General features: G+C 38.1%; 13 protein-coding genes. 12 read left to right on the top strand and 1 reads right to left on the bottom strand.

Annotated features, from left to right (window positions below; translation table 11 throughout):
- Nucleotides 1-102: 102 nt before the first annotated feature.
- The 11 genes from GH715_RS08470 to GH715_RS08420 all read left to right on the top strand — a co-directional run bounded on the left by GH715_RS08470 (nucleotide 103) and on the right by GH715_RS08420 (nucleotide 15,243).
- Nucleotides 103-2,487, top strand: a complete 2,385-nt coding sequence (locus GH715_RS08470) for a type 1 glutamine amidotransferase family protein (RefSeq protein ID WP_153834998.1) — start codon at nucleotides 103-105, stop codon at nucleotides 2,485-2,487.
- Nucleotides 2,484-3,416 carry an ABC transporter ATP-binding protein gene (locus GH715_RS08465; protein WP_153834999.1) on the top strand — a complete coding sequence of 311 codons (933 nt, stop codon included), beginning with the start codon at nucleotides 2,484-2,486 and terminating at the stop codon, nucleotides 3,414-3,416. The genes GH715_RS08470 and GH715_RS08465 overlap by 4 nt, the downstream gene beginning before the upstream one ends.
- Entirely contained in the window at nucleotides 3,417-4,298 is an 882-nt protein-coding gene (locus GH715_RS08460; protein ID WP_153835000.1) for an ABC transporter permease, read from the top strand.
- A gap of 3 nt (nucleotides 4,299-4,301) precedes the next feature.
- Nucleotides 4,302-5,915, top strand: coding sequence for a GumC domain-containing protein (locus GH715_RS08455; RefSeq protein ID WP_153835001.1), 1,614 nt, complete (start codon nucleotides 4,302-4,304; stop codon nucleotides 5,913-5,915).
- Between the two features lie 2 nt (nucleotides 5,916-5,917).
- Nucleotides 5,918-6,916, top strand: coding sequence for an AAA family ATPase (locus GH715_RS08450; protein ID WP_153835002.1), 999 nt, complete (start codon nucleotides 5,918-5,920; stop codon nucleotides 6,914-6,916).
- A gap of 37 nt (nucleotides 6,917-6,953) precedes the next feature.
- On the top strand, nucleotides 6,954-7,835 hold the full coding sequence (locus GH715_RS08445; protein ID WP_163578550.1) for a DUF58 domain-containing protein: 882 nt from the start codon (nucleotides 6,954-6,956) through the stop codon (nucleotides 7,833-7,835).
- A 4-nt stretch (nucleotides 7,836-7,839) separates the two neighbouring features.
- Nucleotides 7,840-9,669: a BatA domain-containing protein gene (locus tag GH715_RS08440; protein WP_153835004.1), complete on the top strand. Its 1,830-nt coding sequence runs from the start codon at nucleotides 7,840-7,842 to the stop codon at nucleotides 9,667-9,669.
- Nucleotides 9,650-12,448, top strand: a complete 2,799-nt coding sequence (locus tag GH715_RS08435) for a VWA domain-containing protein (RefSeq protein ID WP_153835005.1) — start codon at nucleotides 9,650-9,652, stop codon at nucleotides 12,446-12,448. Before GH715_RS08440 ends, GH715_RS08435 begins: the two co-directional genes overlap by 20 nt.
- Nucleotides 12,449-12,700: 252 nt before the next feature.
- Entirely contained in the window at nucleotides 12,701-13,663 is a 963-nt protein-coding gene (locus tag GH715_RS08430; RefSeq protein WP_163578549.1) for an arabinan endo-1,5-alpha-L-arabinosidase AbnA, read from the top strand.
- A 91-nt stretch (nucleotides 13,664-13,754) separates the two neighbouring features.
- Nucleotides 13,755-14,999: a CYP152 family fatty-acid peroxygenase CypC gene (locus GH715_RS08425; RefSeq protein ID WP_153835006.1), complete on the top strand. Its 1,245-nt coding sequence runs from the start codon at nucleotides 13,755-13,757 to the stop codon at nucleotides 14,997-14,999.
- Nucleotides 15,000-15,018: 19 nt separating this feature from the next.
- A complete protein-coding gene (locus tag GH715_RS08420; RefSeq protein WP_153835007.1) occupies nucleotides 15,019-15,243 on the top strand; it encodes a hypothetical protein in 225 nt (74 codons plus the stop codon).
- 73 nt (nucleotides 15,244-15,316) lie between these two features.
- Here the strand turns inward: GH715_RS08420 and GH715_RS08415 are convergent, their stop codons facing one another.
- On the bottom strand, nucleotides 15,317-16,159 hold the full coding sequence (locus GH715_RS08415; RefSeq protein ID WP_153835008.1) for an aldo/keto reductase: 843 nt from the start codon (nucleotides 16,157-16,159) through the stop codon (nucleotides 15,317-15,319).
- Nucleotides 16,160-16,283: 124 nt separating this feature from the next.
- On the opposite strand from GH715_RS08415, the gene GH715_RS08410 reads away from it, so the two are divergent.
- Nucleotides 16,284-16,814 (top strand): DUF6241 domain-containing protein, encoded by a 531-nt coding sequence (locus GH715_RS08410; protein WP_153835009.1) that lies wholly within the window; start codon nucleotides 16,284-16,286, stop codon nucleotides 16,812-16,814.
- Nucleotides 16,815-17,041: the final 227 nt, after the last annotated feature.

Here is a 17,041-nt window from a genome sequence, read left to right as displayed (position 1 = left end):
TATGTTATTCGCTTTTTAAAAAAGCAAGAAAGAATTATGAAACAGAAATAAGAAACTTATAGCTATTTTTTTTCGTCTATAAAGATAAGAAGGGGGAGAAAGATGAAGAGACTAATTAATATCATTGGATTATTTGTGCTTCTTTTTATGTGTTTAGCCTATAGCGATACATCTACGGCATACGCCGATGACCAGGACAGACTGGAAATAAAAGTTGAGGCAGGCATAGATGGAAAAGCGAAAGAGGGTAAAGGATATCCTGTTACGTTAACGATTACGAACAATAAGGAAGATTTTAACGGGGATTTGGTTATTACACTTCCGGTTGTTAACAAAGTACTGCCTATTGACATTGCGTCCGGGACAACTAAAACTATTTCGTTCTCTATACAGGGAATGCAAGAAATGATGCATTATCAACCAAATGCTAACCAAAATGAACAGCTATTCCACTTATATGAAGGGGATTGGAAAGACGGGAATGAAGTAACGCTTGATTCTAATTTGGACTTAAATCCTACATACATACAACCGGATAAGTTAGTGATTGGTGTACTATCTGATCGCCCAGACAGCTTGAATTACTTAAAGTTAACTTCTTTTTTTGGTAGTGATCCAGAGGTTATAAATTTAGATGAAAGTATGATAACTGATGACTCGTTAGGGTTGGATATATTTGATTTACTAGTCGTTAATGATTATTCAATTGCACAATTGCCCACCCAAAAGCAGGAGTCGATTAAAGAATGGGTGCAAAATGATGGAACACTTATTACAGGCAGTAAGCCAGGCCTAAAACAACAGTTTGGATCACTTGCAGATATATTGCCATTAACCATCACAGGGCAAGAAGAGGTTGAACAGATACGAGGATTTGAGGCTATATCTCAAGAACCAATTGAAGCGGATCGAATAGAGCTATTTACTGGAGAAGTCGATGAGGAAGCTGCTGTCTTGTATCAAGAGGGAGATATCCCGTTAGTAATGGAAAAGAGGATTGGAAAGGGAGCGGTTACACAAATTGCTTTCGATTTAGGACTTTCTCAACTAGCTGATTGGCAAGGGAATGATCCATTATGGCAGTCTATTGGAAACGATAATGGTAATGTCGATGCTTATATGAATAATATAGGTATGCGTACTGTTGATCGCTTAAGGGACATCTCAAGAACTTTTCCAACCTTAGCCAACCTTAAAGTTTCAACACTGGCTATCTTATTTACAGTATATTTGTTAGTGATTATTCCAATCCTTTATTTTGTATTAAAACGAATGGATAAGCGGGAATGGGCGTGGATTATTATTCCTGTTTTTGCCATTGTGTCAAGCGTTGGCTTATATACTATCGGGGCAAAAGACCGTGGTGGTGCTATCAAAACGAATGTAATGTCTGTGATTTCCTTAGATGAACAGGGAATGGGTAGCGGTGAAGGAGTTATATCAATGCTATCGAAAGGATCCGGTTCTTACACGTTATCCATGGATTCTACCTTTAATCCAATACCATCTGAGGATTTATATGGGCCGCAGAAAACGTATGCTGATCTACCTTTTCTCGAAACAGAAGAAAATAAGGAAAACGTACACTTTCAGCAAGTTGAGTTTTGGTCACCTCGAAGTGTAGCATTTGATCAGCCTGTAAAAGAATATGGTCAAATCTCATCTAGTTTTTCGTTTGCGAATGGTACTATTTCTGGTCAAGTTACCAGTAATTTTGAATTTGATTTGCATGATGTATATTTAATTAGTGGTCAGAACTATCAGGAAATAGGTGAATTAGCTGCTGGAGAGACTAAAGAAGTAAGTTTTAGTGCGGAAAATCAGGACTATTTCCAACAACCCACAGAACAAGTCGCATATAACTTATTTGGTCATTCAGGTCAAACAGGGCAACAAAGTGATGAGCAAATAAAGGCTGAACTTTTATCTGTGGCAATCCGTAACGAAATCGATCGTAATGTGAATACACCAATGTTAATCGGCTTTACAGATCAATCACTTGTTCCAGTAACGATTAATGGAGATGAGACAAATCAAAATAATCATCACCTGTTTATGCAGCCAACTACGATTGATTTAGCAGATGATGAAACGAGCGCTTTATCCATGGATTTGCAGATGCCAACCGTTTCAATTGATCAGGGACAAATTTATCATAATGGTATCGAACAGGGAGATCCGTTCATTGAAGTAAGTGCTGGCTCTTACTTATTAACGTATGAGCTTCCGACGGTATTAGGTGAGCGTTCTTTTCAAATGGATGAATTAGCTATCCGTTTGCCAAACAATCGTAATGGTCTAACATTCTCTTTATATAACAAACAAAGTGATTCCTATGACAGTATCGATCAGAATTCCGTTTCTTATGATCAAAATGCTGCTGCAGATTATCTAAATCAAAATCAAATTCTCATTCAAGTTAGTGCAGCGTCGGATAGTCCCATTGATGTGCCAACTGTAACGTTGGAAGGAGTGATAAACCCATGATTGAAATCCAAAATTTAACGAAACGATATGGTTCATTTACAGCACTTGATAACCTTAATCTGAGCATAGATAAAGGTACGGTTTTTGGGTTTGTTGGTCCGAACGGTGCTGGTAAGTCAACAACTTTCTCTATTTTAGCTACTCTACTAAGACCGAGTGAAGGAACAGCATATATCAATGGCTATGATGTCACCAAAGACCCAAAACAAGTTCGTAAATCGATTGGGTATGTGCCGGACTTCTTTGGAGTGTATGATCAATTTAAAGTACATGAATATTTAGATTTTTATGGTACTAGTTATGGTATTCCAAGTGCAGAAAGAAAAGTGATTATTCCACAATTATTAGAATTAGTCAATCTAACAGAAAAAATCGATGCTTATGTTGACTTGTTATCAAGGGGGATGAAACAGCGCTTGTGTTTAGCAAGGGCATTAATTCATGATCCGGAAATTTTAATACTGGATGAACCAGCTTCTGGTCTCGACCCGCGTGCTAGAGTTGAAATGAGAGGGATATTAAGAGAACTGAAAAATATGGATAAAACAATCATCATTTCATCACATATTCTCCCAGAATTATCAGAATTATGTGATGAATTAGGTGTTCTTGAACATGGACAATTAATTGCCCATGGTAATGTGAACCAAATTGAAAATCAATTACAAGCACAAAAAGTGTTGCTTGTTACAGTGAAAGACAATGTAGAACAAGCAATATCCTTTTTTGAAAATGATGCAAATGTGCTTGAGGTTGATCATGATGGAGAAGATAATCAACTCTTACAATTATCTTATCAAGGAACAGAAGATGAGCAGGTGACATTATTGAAACAGGCGATCGAACATGGGTTACCGATTTTAACCCTTTCACAAAAACAAACCAATTTAGAAGATATCTTTATGGAAATAACTAAGGGGGGTGAGTAAATGAGTCGATTACAATCCATGTTAATTAACCCGGTCTTAAACAAAGAAATAAAATTGAGGTTTCGTTCGTTTAAAAATTTTCTAGGTATCTTTTTATTTCTAGCTATTTGTGGAGCGGTGTGTTTAGCATTTATTTATATCGAAACTCAGTTCTCGCACGATGGTTTTACAGCATCAGATAGTAGAAATTTATTTATTCTGCTTTCGATGGGACAGCTTGGCTTAATTGTCTTTATTACTCCCGGTCTGACAGCAGGTGCTATTAGTGGAGAAAGGGAAAAGCAGACGCTTAATATAATGTTAACGACACAACAATCATCAACATCGATTATTTTAAGTAAACTGTTTTCCTCGATTTTATTTTTAATTCTCATGCTAGTGGCATCTTTACCATTGTACAGTATCGTTTTTCTTTATGGTGGTGTTTCACCCCAAACGGTATTTGTCATGTTTGGTTTTTTATTGTTAACCATGTTGACTATTGGAAGCATCGGGATTATGTTTTCGACGATAATGAAAAGAACTATAATCTCTACGATTACCACTTATGGAGTTATGTTATTTTTACTGGTAGGAACATTGATTATTTTTTTAATAGTGCTGCGCTTAATTTTAGGGTTTTCGCAAGGAACACCAGGCACTGGACAAAGTAATAATATCCTTCCATACTTTGTGCTCATGCTTAATCCGGCTGTTTCGATGTTTTCGTCGTTACAATCAAATATGTTTATGTATGAATTTCAACAATTAGGGATTAATTGGCCGTTGTGGGTCGGTTATACAATTGCTTATATCGTCATTTCATTGTTTTCTTTACTAATTGCGATTAACAAGCTACGACCTAATATGAAAGCCAAGTCAAAAAAGATGAAGAAGGGATAATGTATGGATCAGCACGATCATTTTTTTCGGTTGCTAAAAGAAGTGAAAAGAAAACTATGGATCCAAGCATTGATTCATAGTTTATATCTTGCACTAACAACTTGTGCAGGTATTACTTTGTTATGGATTTTGGCTAGTCGATTTTTTGTTATTCCTTTTTTAGAGAACAAAATCGTTATTACTGTAGGTATTGTGATTGTCGCTTTCTTCCTATACCTTGTATGGAAATGGCCTACCAATTTGGATGCAGTTAGGAAGTTGGATCAACATGACTTGGATGATCGGGTAATGACTACTTATCACTTTATGGATGAATCATCGGCTATTGCCAATTTGCAGCGGAAAGACACACTAAACAAAATGCGACAAGTCATACCTACTATCAAAGCAGAGAAGATTGCTTGGTTCCAATGGAAGAAACTAGCTGTTACTGGCAGTCTGCTGTTACTCGTATACCTTGGATCGGCATTTCCTAATGATGTTATGGAAACTGCAGAGGATAGAGAAGAAGAAATCGAAATAGTAAAAGAAAACAAAGAAAAAGTCGAACAGTATACAGAAGAACATAAAGAAAAAGTTGGTGAAGAAGCAGAAAAAGAGCTAGATGAGCTACTTGAAGAAGTGGAACAGGCAAAACAAGCAGAGGAAATCAATAAGGAACTGTTAAAAGCAGAGGAACAACTAAACGAACTGAAAGAAAAAGCTGAAACGAGTCAAAATCAATTAAATGAGTTATCAGAACAATTGCGGCAAGAAGGGCTAAATAATCTTGCACAAGCTACCAGTAATCGTAATGTGGATCAAATCGAAAAGCAGATGGCTGAGCTGCAGGATCAATTGGATGATTTTAGTGAGGAAGAATTACAAGCATTACAGGAAAAGTTACAATCCATAGCAGACCTAATGGGGAAAGATAGTGAAGCATTGGCGGAAGGGACGTTATCCAAGGAACAACTAGATGAGTTAATCTCAAACTTGGAAGGTGATTTAAAGAAAATAGTAAATTCTGCTGAAAATCAAGCGATGCTTGCAGAAGCACAACAAGATCTTCAACAACTTGCAAAAAATATGAATGGACAAATGACAACTGCTGGTCTCACTCCCTCAAGTTCGCTTTCATTTTCAAGCGGAAGTCCGTCATCGGGTAATAGCGCTAGAGGAAGTGGACAATCAACTGAGAATGACCAACAAGAAGGTTCTAGTTCACAATCTGGAAATGGAAGTGGATCTAATTCAGGAAGTGGCAGTGGTTCCGGATCTGGGAATGGCTCAGGCTCTGGAACAGGCTCAGGCTCCGGCACCGGTTCAGGAAGTGGTTCAGGATCTGGTAACGGTGCTGGTTTAGGCGATGGTAATCGTCAACTATCGGTACCTCAAAACTTAGATGGTGAACAAAATCAAGAAATAGATAATGGAGAACTTGGTTCAGGATCTAGTGAAAAACAAGTTGCGCCAAATGCACCAATACTGCCTGGTGAAGTTCGTTCATATGATGAAGTGTATCAGCACTATGAAAATACGTATCGTCAAGCGTTAGAACGAAATGATTATCCTGACCATTTACAAGAGATAATTAAGGAATACTTTTCTGACATTAAGCCAGCGGAGGAGAACTGAAGATGGAAGAAATAAATGAACAAGAATTGATTGAAGTAAAGGAAAAGATAGAATTAGTCAAAAAGGAGATTCGTCGCTTTATCGTAGGGCAAGATGATGTGATCGAACAGCTCTTATGGGGGATCTTTGCTGAAGGGCATGTGTTATTAGAAGGACTACCTGGTCTTGGGAAAACAATGCTTGTTCGGAAAATATCAGAAGTAATGGACTTAAGATTTTCGCGGGTACAATTTACTCCTGATCTAATGCCATCAGATATTACGGGTACAAATATGATTCAACCTAATGAGAATGGTGGGCAGTCTTTTGTATTTCATCAGGGACCACTTTTTTCGAATATTGTATTAGCGGATGAAATTAACCGTGCTACACCGAAAACACAGAGTGCATTGCTTGAAGCGATGGGGGAGAGAACGGTGACCGTGATGGGAGAAATGCACCGATTACCAAAACCATTTTTTGTCCTTGCTACACAAAACCCGATTGAATTGGAAGGAACTTACCCATTACCAGAAGCACAGATGGATCGCTTTGTGATGAAAATTAATGTCGTTTATCCAACTCGTGAAGAGCTAAAAGAAATTGCCAATCGGACAACTGGTTCAACTATTCCTCCATTAGAAAAAATAGTTGATGACTCCTATGTTGTCCATGTCCAACAACTAGCGAAACACATATTGATAGCAGATAATGTATTAGATTATGCTGTCAATCTGACCATGGCAACACATCCTGATTATGAACTTGCAATAGAAAATGTCCGTAAATATGTGGATTACGGTTCAGGACCAAGAGGGATGCAAAGTTTAATTAGTATTGCAAAGGTTCGTGCATTGTTTGATGGACGTTACAATGTTTCCATTGGTGATATCAAAAAAGTGGCACACTCGGTATTAAGACATCGCCTCTTTTTGAATTTTGAAGGGGAAGCTAGTCAAATCAATAAAGATGAGTTAATTACAGAATTACTTGAATCGATTGAAGGGGATGCACGTAAATAATGAAATGCTTCTCGCGGAAAAGAAAGGTTGTGATTCGATGAACGCGCTTCTATCACCAGTTTTAACGAAGCGTCTTGCTAACTTTAAACTTACCTCCAAGCAAATAGTTAGGGGAGGGCATAAGGGTGAGCGTCGATCACAACGGCTTGGCTCATCATTAGAGTTTTCCGACTATCGATTGTACAGTCCTGGCGATGACTTAAGACAAATTGATTGGAACACATTTGCAAGAACAAACAAATTTTATATTAAACGGTTTTTGGATGAACAAGAGCTTTCCGTTTCGATTTATTTAGATTGTACGAAATCAATGGGAATCGTTAAGGGAAAATGGTTAAGAGCCAAGCAATTTGCAGCAGCATGTTCTTTTTTGACATTGGCAAATGCGGATCGTCTACGTTTTACACCGATAGCTTCTCCTTCTAACACGTATCCAGATACGAAAGGGAAAGCCATGATCAACCATGTCATTGATTTTATCGATCAGGTATCTATTGCACCTGATGAAGAACGGTTTGGTCAACAACTACTGCAAAAATCTCGGGCTGGGAAAAAAGGATCTTTAACTATTTTGATTAGTGATTTTTTAGATGATCCAGATAATTTGTTCTCGGCATTGAAACAAATGCAGGCTCGTCATCAACAAGTATTACTTTTACAAGTTGTTTTACCAGAAGAAATGAATCCGGACTATGTAGGTGATTTGCAACTGATTGATATTGAGACGACGAAATATCGAGAAGTATCCATGTCACCAAAGGTGATTGATCAATACAAGCAACTATTTGAAAATCATACTAATCAAATGAAGTCATTCTGCCAAAAACGAGGGATGGAATTGATTGTTTGCCCTACCTCCCAAAGCTTAGAAGAAACAATTTTTTCGACATTGATGCATAAAGGATGGCTCAGGAGGTGATAACATGGGTTTTTTAGCACCAATTTCTTTCTGGTTTTTTAGTGCTATTCCGATTTTACTTTTATTTTATTTTTTTAAGAAGCAATTTGATCAACAAACTATCTCATCTATATATCTTTGGGAGCGAACCTTTCAAGAGTGGGAATCAGATCATTGGTGGCACAAGTTGCAGAAGAATATCCTCTTGTTGTTGCAACTTCTGATTCTATTATTTCTTATTTTTGCGCTCACTCGTCCTTATCTGGAAAGTGAAACGATAAGTGGTGATCATTTGGTGATTGTCTTTGATACATCTGCGACAATGATGACAGAACAAAATGGAACAACAAGGTTAGCGGAAGCAAAAGAGCAAGCAGAGAAATTAATCGATCAGTTAGGGGCAGGGCATCAGGTAAGTGTGATACATGCTCAGAAAGATCCAGTCATACTTACTGCTAACCAGACAGATCATCATGCCGTTCGTGATTCTATCAAAGAGTTAGAGGTATCCTATCAGACTGAAAATCTTCAAGATAGTTTGCAACTAGCACAATCTCTGATTCAACAGGGAACAGGTGAGATACATATTTATACGGATAGCTTGGACAAAGAAAGTATAGCTGATCAACATTTGACGCAACCTGTTACCGTCCACAACAGTGATGAAATCTCTAAAAATATCTCTCTGCAAACGTTTGGGGTAAAGCAAGGAGATGATCACGTCTCTGCGATTATAAACGTTGCAAATCAATCATCACAATCTTCAGAGGTTACGCTAACGATAAGTCATGAAGACAATGTGTTAAAACAAGTAACCGAGGATATCTCAGCAAATGAACAACAAACGATTCGAGTCGATCAGTTACCTGAACATGATTATTACCAAGTTGAAATAGAAGAAGATGCTTATCCGCTTGATAATCTTATCTATGCTTTATTACCTAAACAAGAGTCCCCGTCTATTTATGTAGCTGGTGAGGCAAATCCGTTTATCGAACAAGCACTACTATCAGCGGGACACAATGTTACGACGATAACAAAGTCTGAAAATGGAGAATACGCATTTCCAGAACATCAACCAGAGAACATTTATCTTTTAGCTGGTGTTGAGGCAGATCAATGGCCTGTCGGACCTAAGCTTATTATTTCTCCTGTAACTGGAGGACCTTTTGAAGTAAAAGCTAAACAGGAATTAGATTTTGGCTTAAAGCAAGCGAGTGATACACCGCTGTTATCTTTTGCGGCTGTGCGAAACGTATATTTAGGACAGGCTTTTCCTGTTAATAATTGGCATGATTTACAACCACTTGTACAAAGTGGGGACCAGACTATCATCGCGCAAGGATTCTATAAGAACGATCCGATGATTTTTTTTGCATTTGATTTTCAAGATTCGGACTGGCCTTTGCAACCAGAATTTCCAATTTTGATAGCAAATAGTATCACAGAATTAGTAGGAAGTGGATCGAGTTTAGGATATTATACACCACAAGAGACGACGGAGATCAATCTTTCCACAACGACAAATGAAGCGACAATTGAACAGTTGGACGGTGAAGTAGTGCAACAAATAGAGCTTGGTGAACGGGAAGTAACTATGCCTAGTAAACCAGGAATCTATCAGCTTCATGAAAAAACGAATATTGGATCTATTCAACGTCACTTTGTCGTGCAGTTGGATCAGGAAGAAAGAATAAGTAAAGCAGCTGAATCCTTTTCTATTAGTGGTGAAGGGGACGAGGAAAGGACAACAGAGCTATCCAAGCGAGAAATATGGAGGATATTTGCTGTACTAGCTTTATTGATATTGTTTATCGAATGGGAGGTGTATCGACGTGGCATTACAGGTCGATAATCCCTTGTGGCTTCTTGGTTTAATACCAATGATTGTCGTTCTTTATTTATATGGCCGCTCAAATGCATTACTTTCTGGTGGAAGAAAAATCGTCTTGCTCGTTTTGCGCACTTTAGTTTTTACTCTAATTATTTTAGCGTTAGCAGGTGTGCAAATACTATCGCCGATTCAACAAATAGCAACTGTATTTGTTGTGGACTCCTCACATAGTATGGTTGAAAAAGAGGAAACGGTGTTAGAACAGGTCAATGCTGCGATTCAGGCTAAAGCACCAGAGGATCAAACAGGCATTGTGTCTACTGGTAGAGAAGCGGTAGTGGAAACACCTCTATCTAGTCAAGTAAATCGTATGGAGTCATTTCAAACAGCTGTCAATCGTTCTTATACGAACTTGGCCTCTGGTCTACAGCTTGCAGGAAGTATGTTTTCTCAAGATGTTAAAGGTCGAGTGGTGTTAATGACAGATGGAAATGAAAATATCAATGATGCTGTCAGACAAGCAAGCTATTTGCATAGACAGGATTATATTGTCGATGTTCTCCCTTTTTCACCTACTTACAAGGAGGATGTGGCGATTTCTTCATTTGATGTCCCAGAAAATATTTATTTAGGTGAACAGGCTACTCTTTCGATGACAATCGACAGCAGTATCAATACGACAACTCAAGTAAGAATCATGATGGATGGAGAAACCATTATTGAGCAAAGCGTTGAATTGAACGAAGGAAGTAATCAACTGTCATTTAATCATCTCATTTCAACGGATGGATTTCATACATTTCGTGCGGAAATTGTCAGTGAAGAGGATCAAGTGATCGAAAATAATCAGTTGTCCGCTTTTGCTGAAACAAAAGGTGTGCCAAACGTTTTGATTGTAGAAGGGAAAAGTGGCGTAGCGGCTAATGTGGAAAATGCACTAGATGCTTCAGCTATTCAAATTGAAACCATTCCACCAGAGTTATTGCCTGGACAATTAAGTAATTATTTAAAATACGACTCTATAATATTCAGTAATGTATCTGCTCATACGATTACTGGTCAACAAATGGAGCTAATTGAACGCGCGGTAAAAGATTTTGGAGTTGGTTTCATGATGACAGGTGGTGATCAATCCTTTGGTGTTGGTGGCTATTTTAAAACACCAATTGAACGAGTATTACCAGTTGATATGGAGTTAAAAGGGGAAAAGGAACTTCCTTCATTAGGGCTATCCATTGTACTTGATAAGTCAGGCAGTATGTCGGGAAATAAAATGGCGTTAGCACGTGAAGCCGCAGCACGATCGGTAGAGTTGTTGAGAGAGAAAGATACGCTCGGTGTCACTGCTTTTGATGGGACACCATGGGAAGTAGTAGAACTGGGACCAATTAATGATAAGGAAGAAGTATTAAATAAAATTCGGTCGATAACAGCAAGTGGTGGAACAGATATATTTACACCGTTATCACAATCTTATGATCAAATGGAGCCATTAGATTTAAAGCGAAAACATGTGATTCTATTAACGGATGGACAATCCGCTACTACGATCAATTATCGAAAAATGATCGAAGAAGCTTTTGAATCAGGAATTACATTATCCACGGTAGCGATCGGAATGGAAGCAGATGGACCGTTGTTACAAGAAATGGCAGAGTTAGGTGGCGGTCGTTTTTATGAAGTGCAAAATAATTCTAGTATTCCAACGATTTTATCGAGAGAAACATCCTTAGTAACCCAAACATATATTGAGGACGATCCTTTTTATCCATCTTTAGTCAATGGGTATGAATGGGGATCTTATTTTGAAAAGGCCGTCCCACAAATGAATGCCTACATTGCCACAACTCCAAAAGGCCGTGCTCAACAAATTTTAGTAAGTGAGAAAGATGATCCAGTCCTCGCTAGATGGCAGTATGGATTAGGTAAAACGATTGCTTGGACTTCAGACTTGTCTGGTGAATGGGCAGGTAGTTGGCCAAGTTGGGAGAATTGGTCCGCCCTTTGGAATGATATGGTCACTTGGACTTTTCCGCAATATCAAAAAGAGTCCTATCAAGTGTCGAAAGAGATCGAAGGAAATCAAGTAACGTTAAACGTAACAGCTGCTGACAACCAAGCTGCCAATCTAAATGCCAGCCTAATTAGTGAAACAGGGGAAGAAGTGGACTTCAGCTTACAACCGAAAGCTCCTGGGGAGTATCAGGGCAGTTTTGAAGCAAATGAATCCGGCGTTTATTTTCTGCAAATTACTGAACAAGAAAATGAGGAAGTTGTCAGTTCATTTAAAACAGGAGTAGTTGTTCCATATTCAGAGGAATATACTTTTACTCCTACTAACGAACAGGTAATCGAAGAAATTGCATCTGCCGGCGGTGGTAAAGTAGTCGAAAATTTAGATGATGCTTTTTCTTCGGAAGGTTTACCGCCTCGTTATGATAAACAAGATATATTTTATTATTTGTTGGCAATAGCATTATTGTTATTTATGTTAGATGTAGCAGTTAGACGATTTCGATTCAATTTTACTTTTGTAACGAAAATGAGTTCACGTTTTCAAGACGGGCGAAATAAGGTAAATGAAGTCACTCAAAAAAGATCGAGACAACTAAGTCAGTTAAAACAAGCATCATCGAAAAAAACGACTTCGCCACCTAAACAGGAGCGAGCTAAGACAAATGATGTACCATTAGTAAAACCCAAACAAACAAGACCAAGTGATACATCCAATAAAGAAGGTGAAAGCAGAGAGGAAAAAATGGCTCGATTATTAAATGCTAAGAAACGAAGGCCAAGATAGATTAGTAACATTTGAGGACATACACTTAGATAAGTTTGGCTCATGATCAGTGTGGGTAAAACCCCGCTGATTATAGCCTCACGATATATAACGAAATAAATGTCCTAGTGATATAGTTCTTAAGAAGTGTTTTTGGTTCCAATAATTAACATATGCTGCAAATAGTGTTATAATTCACTTTAAATAAGTATGAGGTTAACATTTTCAATAATGTAAACGCATACTTAATAATAAAGTTAAGGAGTGGAGCATATGAGTTTGAAAAGTTATTGGAAAGTATTGTTGTTTGTTTTAGTATTTTTCGGTGTTTCCAGTGTATCGGTATCGGCAGCATTTTGGGAAATGGATGAACATCCGATGATTCATGATCCTTCTCTCATCAAAGAAGGAGATACTTGGTGGACGTTTGGGACAGGAGAGGAAAATGGTAATGGAATAAGGGTTTTATACTCGCACGATGGTTTGAATTGGAATGAGGCACCTGTAGTGTTCCCTGAACCTTTAAGCTGGTGGAGTGATTATGTCCCAAATCATACAAGCGCACAGTGGGCTCCAGATATTCAATACTTTAATGGGAGATACTGGTTATACTATTCTGTCTCTTCCTTTGGCTCTAATCAATCGTTAATCGGTTTGCTTTCAACGGACAGTATAGCTTCAGGTAACTGGAGAGATGATGGCTTAGTCGTTCGTTCAACAACGTCAGATAATTTTAATGCAATTGACGGTGATTTGGTAATTGATGAATACGGCAACCCATGGTTATCCTTTGGTTCCCATTGGAGTGGTATAAAACTTACGAGATTAGATGCTAATACGATGAAACCGACAGGGCAGCTTTATTCGATTGCTGCAAGACCTGATCATCCAGAAGGCGCAATTGAGGCACCAAGTATTACTTATCGAGACGGTTATTATTATTTATTTGCCTCATTTGATAAATGTTGTAGTGGTTTGAATAGTACGTATAAAGTTGCCGTTGGTCGTTCTTCCAACATAACAGGCCCATACGTAGATAAATTAGGTCGAGATATGTTAAATGGTGGAGGTACTATTTTTGACGATGGTAACGACAAATGGATTGGACCCGGACATCAAGATGTATACAACAATAATATTTTTGTACGACATGCGTATGATGCGGACAGTAACGGTTTGCCGCGACTATTAATAAACGATTTGTATTGGGATAGTCAAGGTTGGCCGACATATTAAATAACAAGTATGGTCTTTTCCTTTATGGCTGTTTTAAAAATGAATATTAGGGAAAAATGTTTGTAGTAAATCAGATCCTGGAGGGCTAAATATGTCAGATCATCAACAACTACCACAAGAAAAAGGATTAGACCATACTTTAGATCTGTTAAAAGAAGGCTACTATTTCATTATGAACCGTTCCAATAAATTTGATTCGCGAATTTTTGAAACAAGACTGCTCGGTGAAAAGGCTATCTGTTTGGTTGGCGAACAGGAAGCAAAATTGTTTTACGATAATGAAAAGTTCCAGCGTAAAAATGCAGCACCTGGTCGAATCCAGAAAACACTCTTTGGTAAAGGTGGGGTACAGGGGCTGGATAATCTAGACCACCGTTACCGCAAAGCAATGTTCATGTCGCTCATGACGGCCGATAAATTAGAAGAAATTCGCCAATTCATACGAGAAGAGTGGAAAAATCACTTGTTTGACGCACAGAATGATGTGAATGTATATGAAGCGGCTAAGTATGTATTGACACGAGTGGCTTTACGATGGACGGGAGTCCCTTTTCAGAAGGAAGAAGCAGATCAATGGGTTGATGAGTTTAGTGATTTGTTTGAACATGCAGCAGATGTGGGACCGAAGCATTGGAAGGCAAGGAGATCTAGACAAAAGGCAGAAGAATGGCTGGAGGATCTCGTTCAACAGGTTCGCAAAGAAACGATAAATGTGGATCAAAACCGTGCCTTATATCAATTTTCTTTGCATAAAGATCCTAACGGAGAATTATTAAAACTGAATATCGTTGCGGTGGAGTTATTAAATTTACTAAGACCAATCGTTGCCATTGCTATTTATATAGATTTTGCATTGTTAGCGATGTATGATTATCCAGCTGAAGCCGAACGTATTCGTGAAGGTAATGGTCGCGAATTCATTCAGGAGGTACGTCGTTTTTATCCTTTCTTCCCTTTTACAGCTGCAAGGGTAAAACAAGACTTTACTTGGAATAATTACGAATTTAAAAAAGGGACACTTACATTGCTTGATTTATATGGTACCAACCATGACCCTGTTATCTGGGAAGATCCAAATCGATTTAAGTCAGAGCGTTTTCAGAACTGGCAAGGGAATCCATTTTCATTCATTCCACAAGGGGGTGGTGAATTTGATATTGGTCACCGCTGTGCAGGCGAGTGGATTACGATCGACATCTTACATGAAACGGTAGATTTTTTCAGTAAGGAGATTTCATTCGATTTTCCTGAACAGGATTTTGATTACAGTATGAATGATATCCCAGCTTTGCCACAAAGCAATATCATCATTACCAACATCCAGATCATACAATAAAAAAAGGAAGGTGTTAATGATGGGAGAGGAACGAAAAAATAAACAAGTAGAGCAAAAAGAAACGGTCGATAACAAACGGAAAAGTGTTAACGATGAGAAACGGTCACAACTGTATAAGTTTAAGGAGCAACAACTAGTCGATGATATTCCGCTAAGAGATTTGGAAATTGAAGAGAAGAATCTCAAAAATAAGAAGAATAGCCAGAGCACTTCACAATCAGAGGAAAAATATAAAGGAAAATAGTGCCGAATGAAAGAGGGTGCCCCTAACGTTTAGGTGGCACCTTCTTTGTATGAAATAGTAGTATTTGATCGGTTTAAAATTCTTCATATTCTGCTGGGTTCTGGTCGTTAATTCTGCCATCCGGTCTTGTTAGTTTCCCGATCATTTCCATATCTTCATAGTCTAATGCAAAGTCAAAGATAGAAATATTTTCGACCTGTCTAGTTGGTGAAGTAGATTTAGGAATCGTCACCGCACCGAGCTGATAATGCCAACGCAAAATGACTTGTGCGACAGACTTGTTATATTTATGTGCAACGAATTGAAGTGTTTCATTCTCCATCGTATGTTTAGCACGATAGAGAGGACTCCACGATTCTGTGACAATACCGTGCTCCTCATGCCATTGTCGTTGCTTTTCCTGGTTAAAGAATGGGTGTAATTCAATTTGATTGATGCTTGGGAGGACGCCTGTTTCTTTTTCTAACCTTTCAAGGTGTTCTGGTAAGAAGTTACTTACACCAATGGAGCGGATCAACCCCCATTTCTTTGCATCAATCAATGCTTGCCATGCTTCCACATAGTGATCCTGTTTCGGATTTGGCCAGTGAATTAAATATAAGTCAAAGTAATCTAAATTGGCACGGAATAATGATTCTTGAATAGCCTCTACAGCCTCGTCATATTGGTGATAACGTCCTGGCAGTTTAGAGGCAACTTGTAGTTGTTCTCTTGAAATACCAGATCTGCGAATACCTTCGCCAACCGCACCTTCGTTTTCATAATTATATGCGGTATCTATTAACCTGTAGCCATTTGAAATCGCACTAGCAATAGCAGTCGATCCTTGATTTCCTTTCATGTTAGCTGTACCGAAGCCAATAACGGGAAGTTCTAGACCATCATGCAATTTAACGGAAGGCACTACATTACTCATTAAACCACTCCTCATTTAAATAATTCATCCTACATAAGTATTACCACCAAATATCAAAGTCAACACATTAAAGAGACTTGATTTTTGGCATATTTTTGGATATGTTAATTATGGAGGTATTGGTATGAAAAGTAAATTGTTAGGTATTATTGGATGGGTAGTTACTATTGGGTTTGCGATAGGTGTTCTTGGTCTTGCAATATTTATTCTTTTTGCTTTATTATCCGAGGATGATGTGGCAAACGATGAGGAGCCACAAGAAGAAATGACAGCAGAAGTGGATATGGAAGTTAGTGAGACAGATATTGAGGAAGAAGTACAGGAAGTGAACACGGAGAGTATTCAAAGTGAAGCTAATTTTATGGATACTTTACATCATATGACACATCAAAAAATTCATGCTGAAGATAAATGGGGGGCTGTAGAAATCACGGATGAAAGAATAGACTTAATGCTTGAAACAGCAAAAAACTCTGATTTTACCCATCGTGATTTTTATATTGAGGCTTTAACAGCGTGGCAAAACGGTGATTTCAGTAATGCGGTAGAAGTACATAATTATATTTGGGAACTAAAGAATGGTACCGTTGGCAGAGCATTACGATTGTATACCGAAGAGGAAGAACAACAGTATATAGAAAAATATTTTCGATAATTCGCCTAGTGCGGATTATTTTTTTGTCTAGAAAATTAGCTATGTCGATAAATATTGATGCGCTGCCTAAACGATCTGTATTATGTTATCGCGGAGAACTTTTATTCTTCTTGTTAGATTTCCCTGTAATTTTATTTTTATCGGGAAAACCTCTTACTTAAGTAGATTGATTTCCCGGTTATTTCGACTTTACCGGGAAATCTTACAATTACATTCCTCGTTTTTCC

The sequence above is a fragment of the Gracilibacillus thailandensis genome (genome assembly GCF_010994055.1).
In the GTDB taxonomy this organism is placed as follows: Bacteria; Bacillota; Bacilli; order Bacillales; family Amphibacillaceae; genus Gracilibacillus; species Gracilibacillus lacisalsi.
The sequence above is the reverse complement of the archived record's forward strand: the minus strand, read 5'-3'. Positions and strand labels throughout refer to the sequence as shown.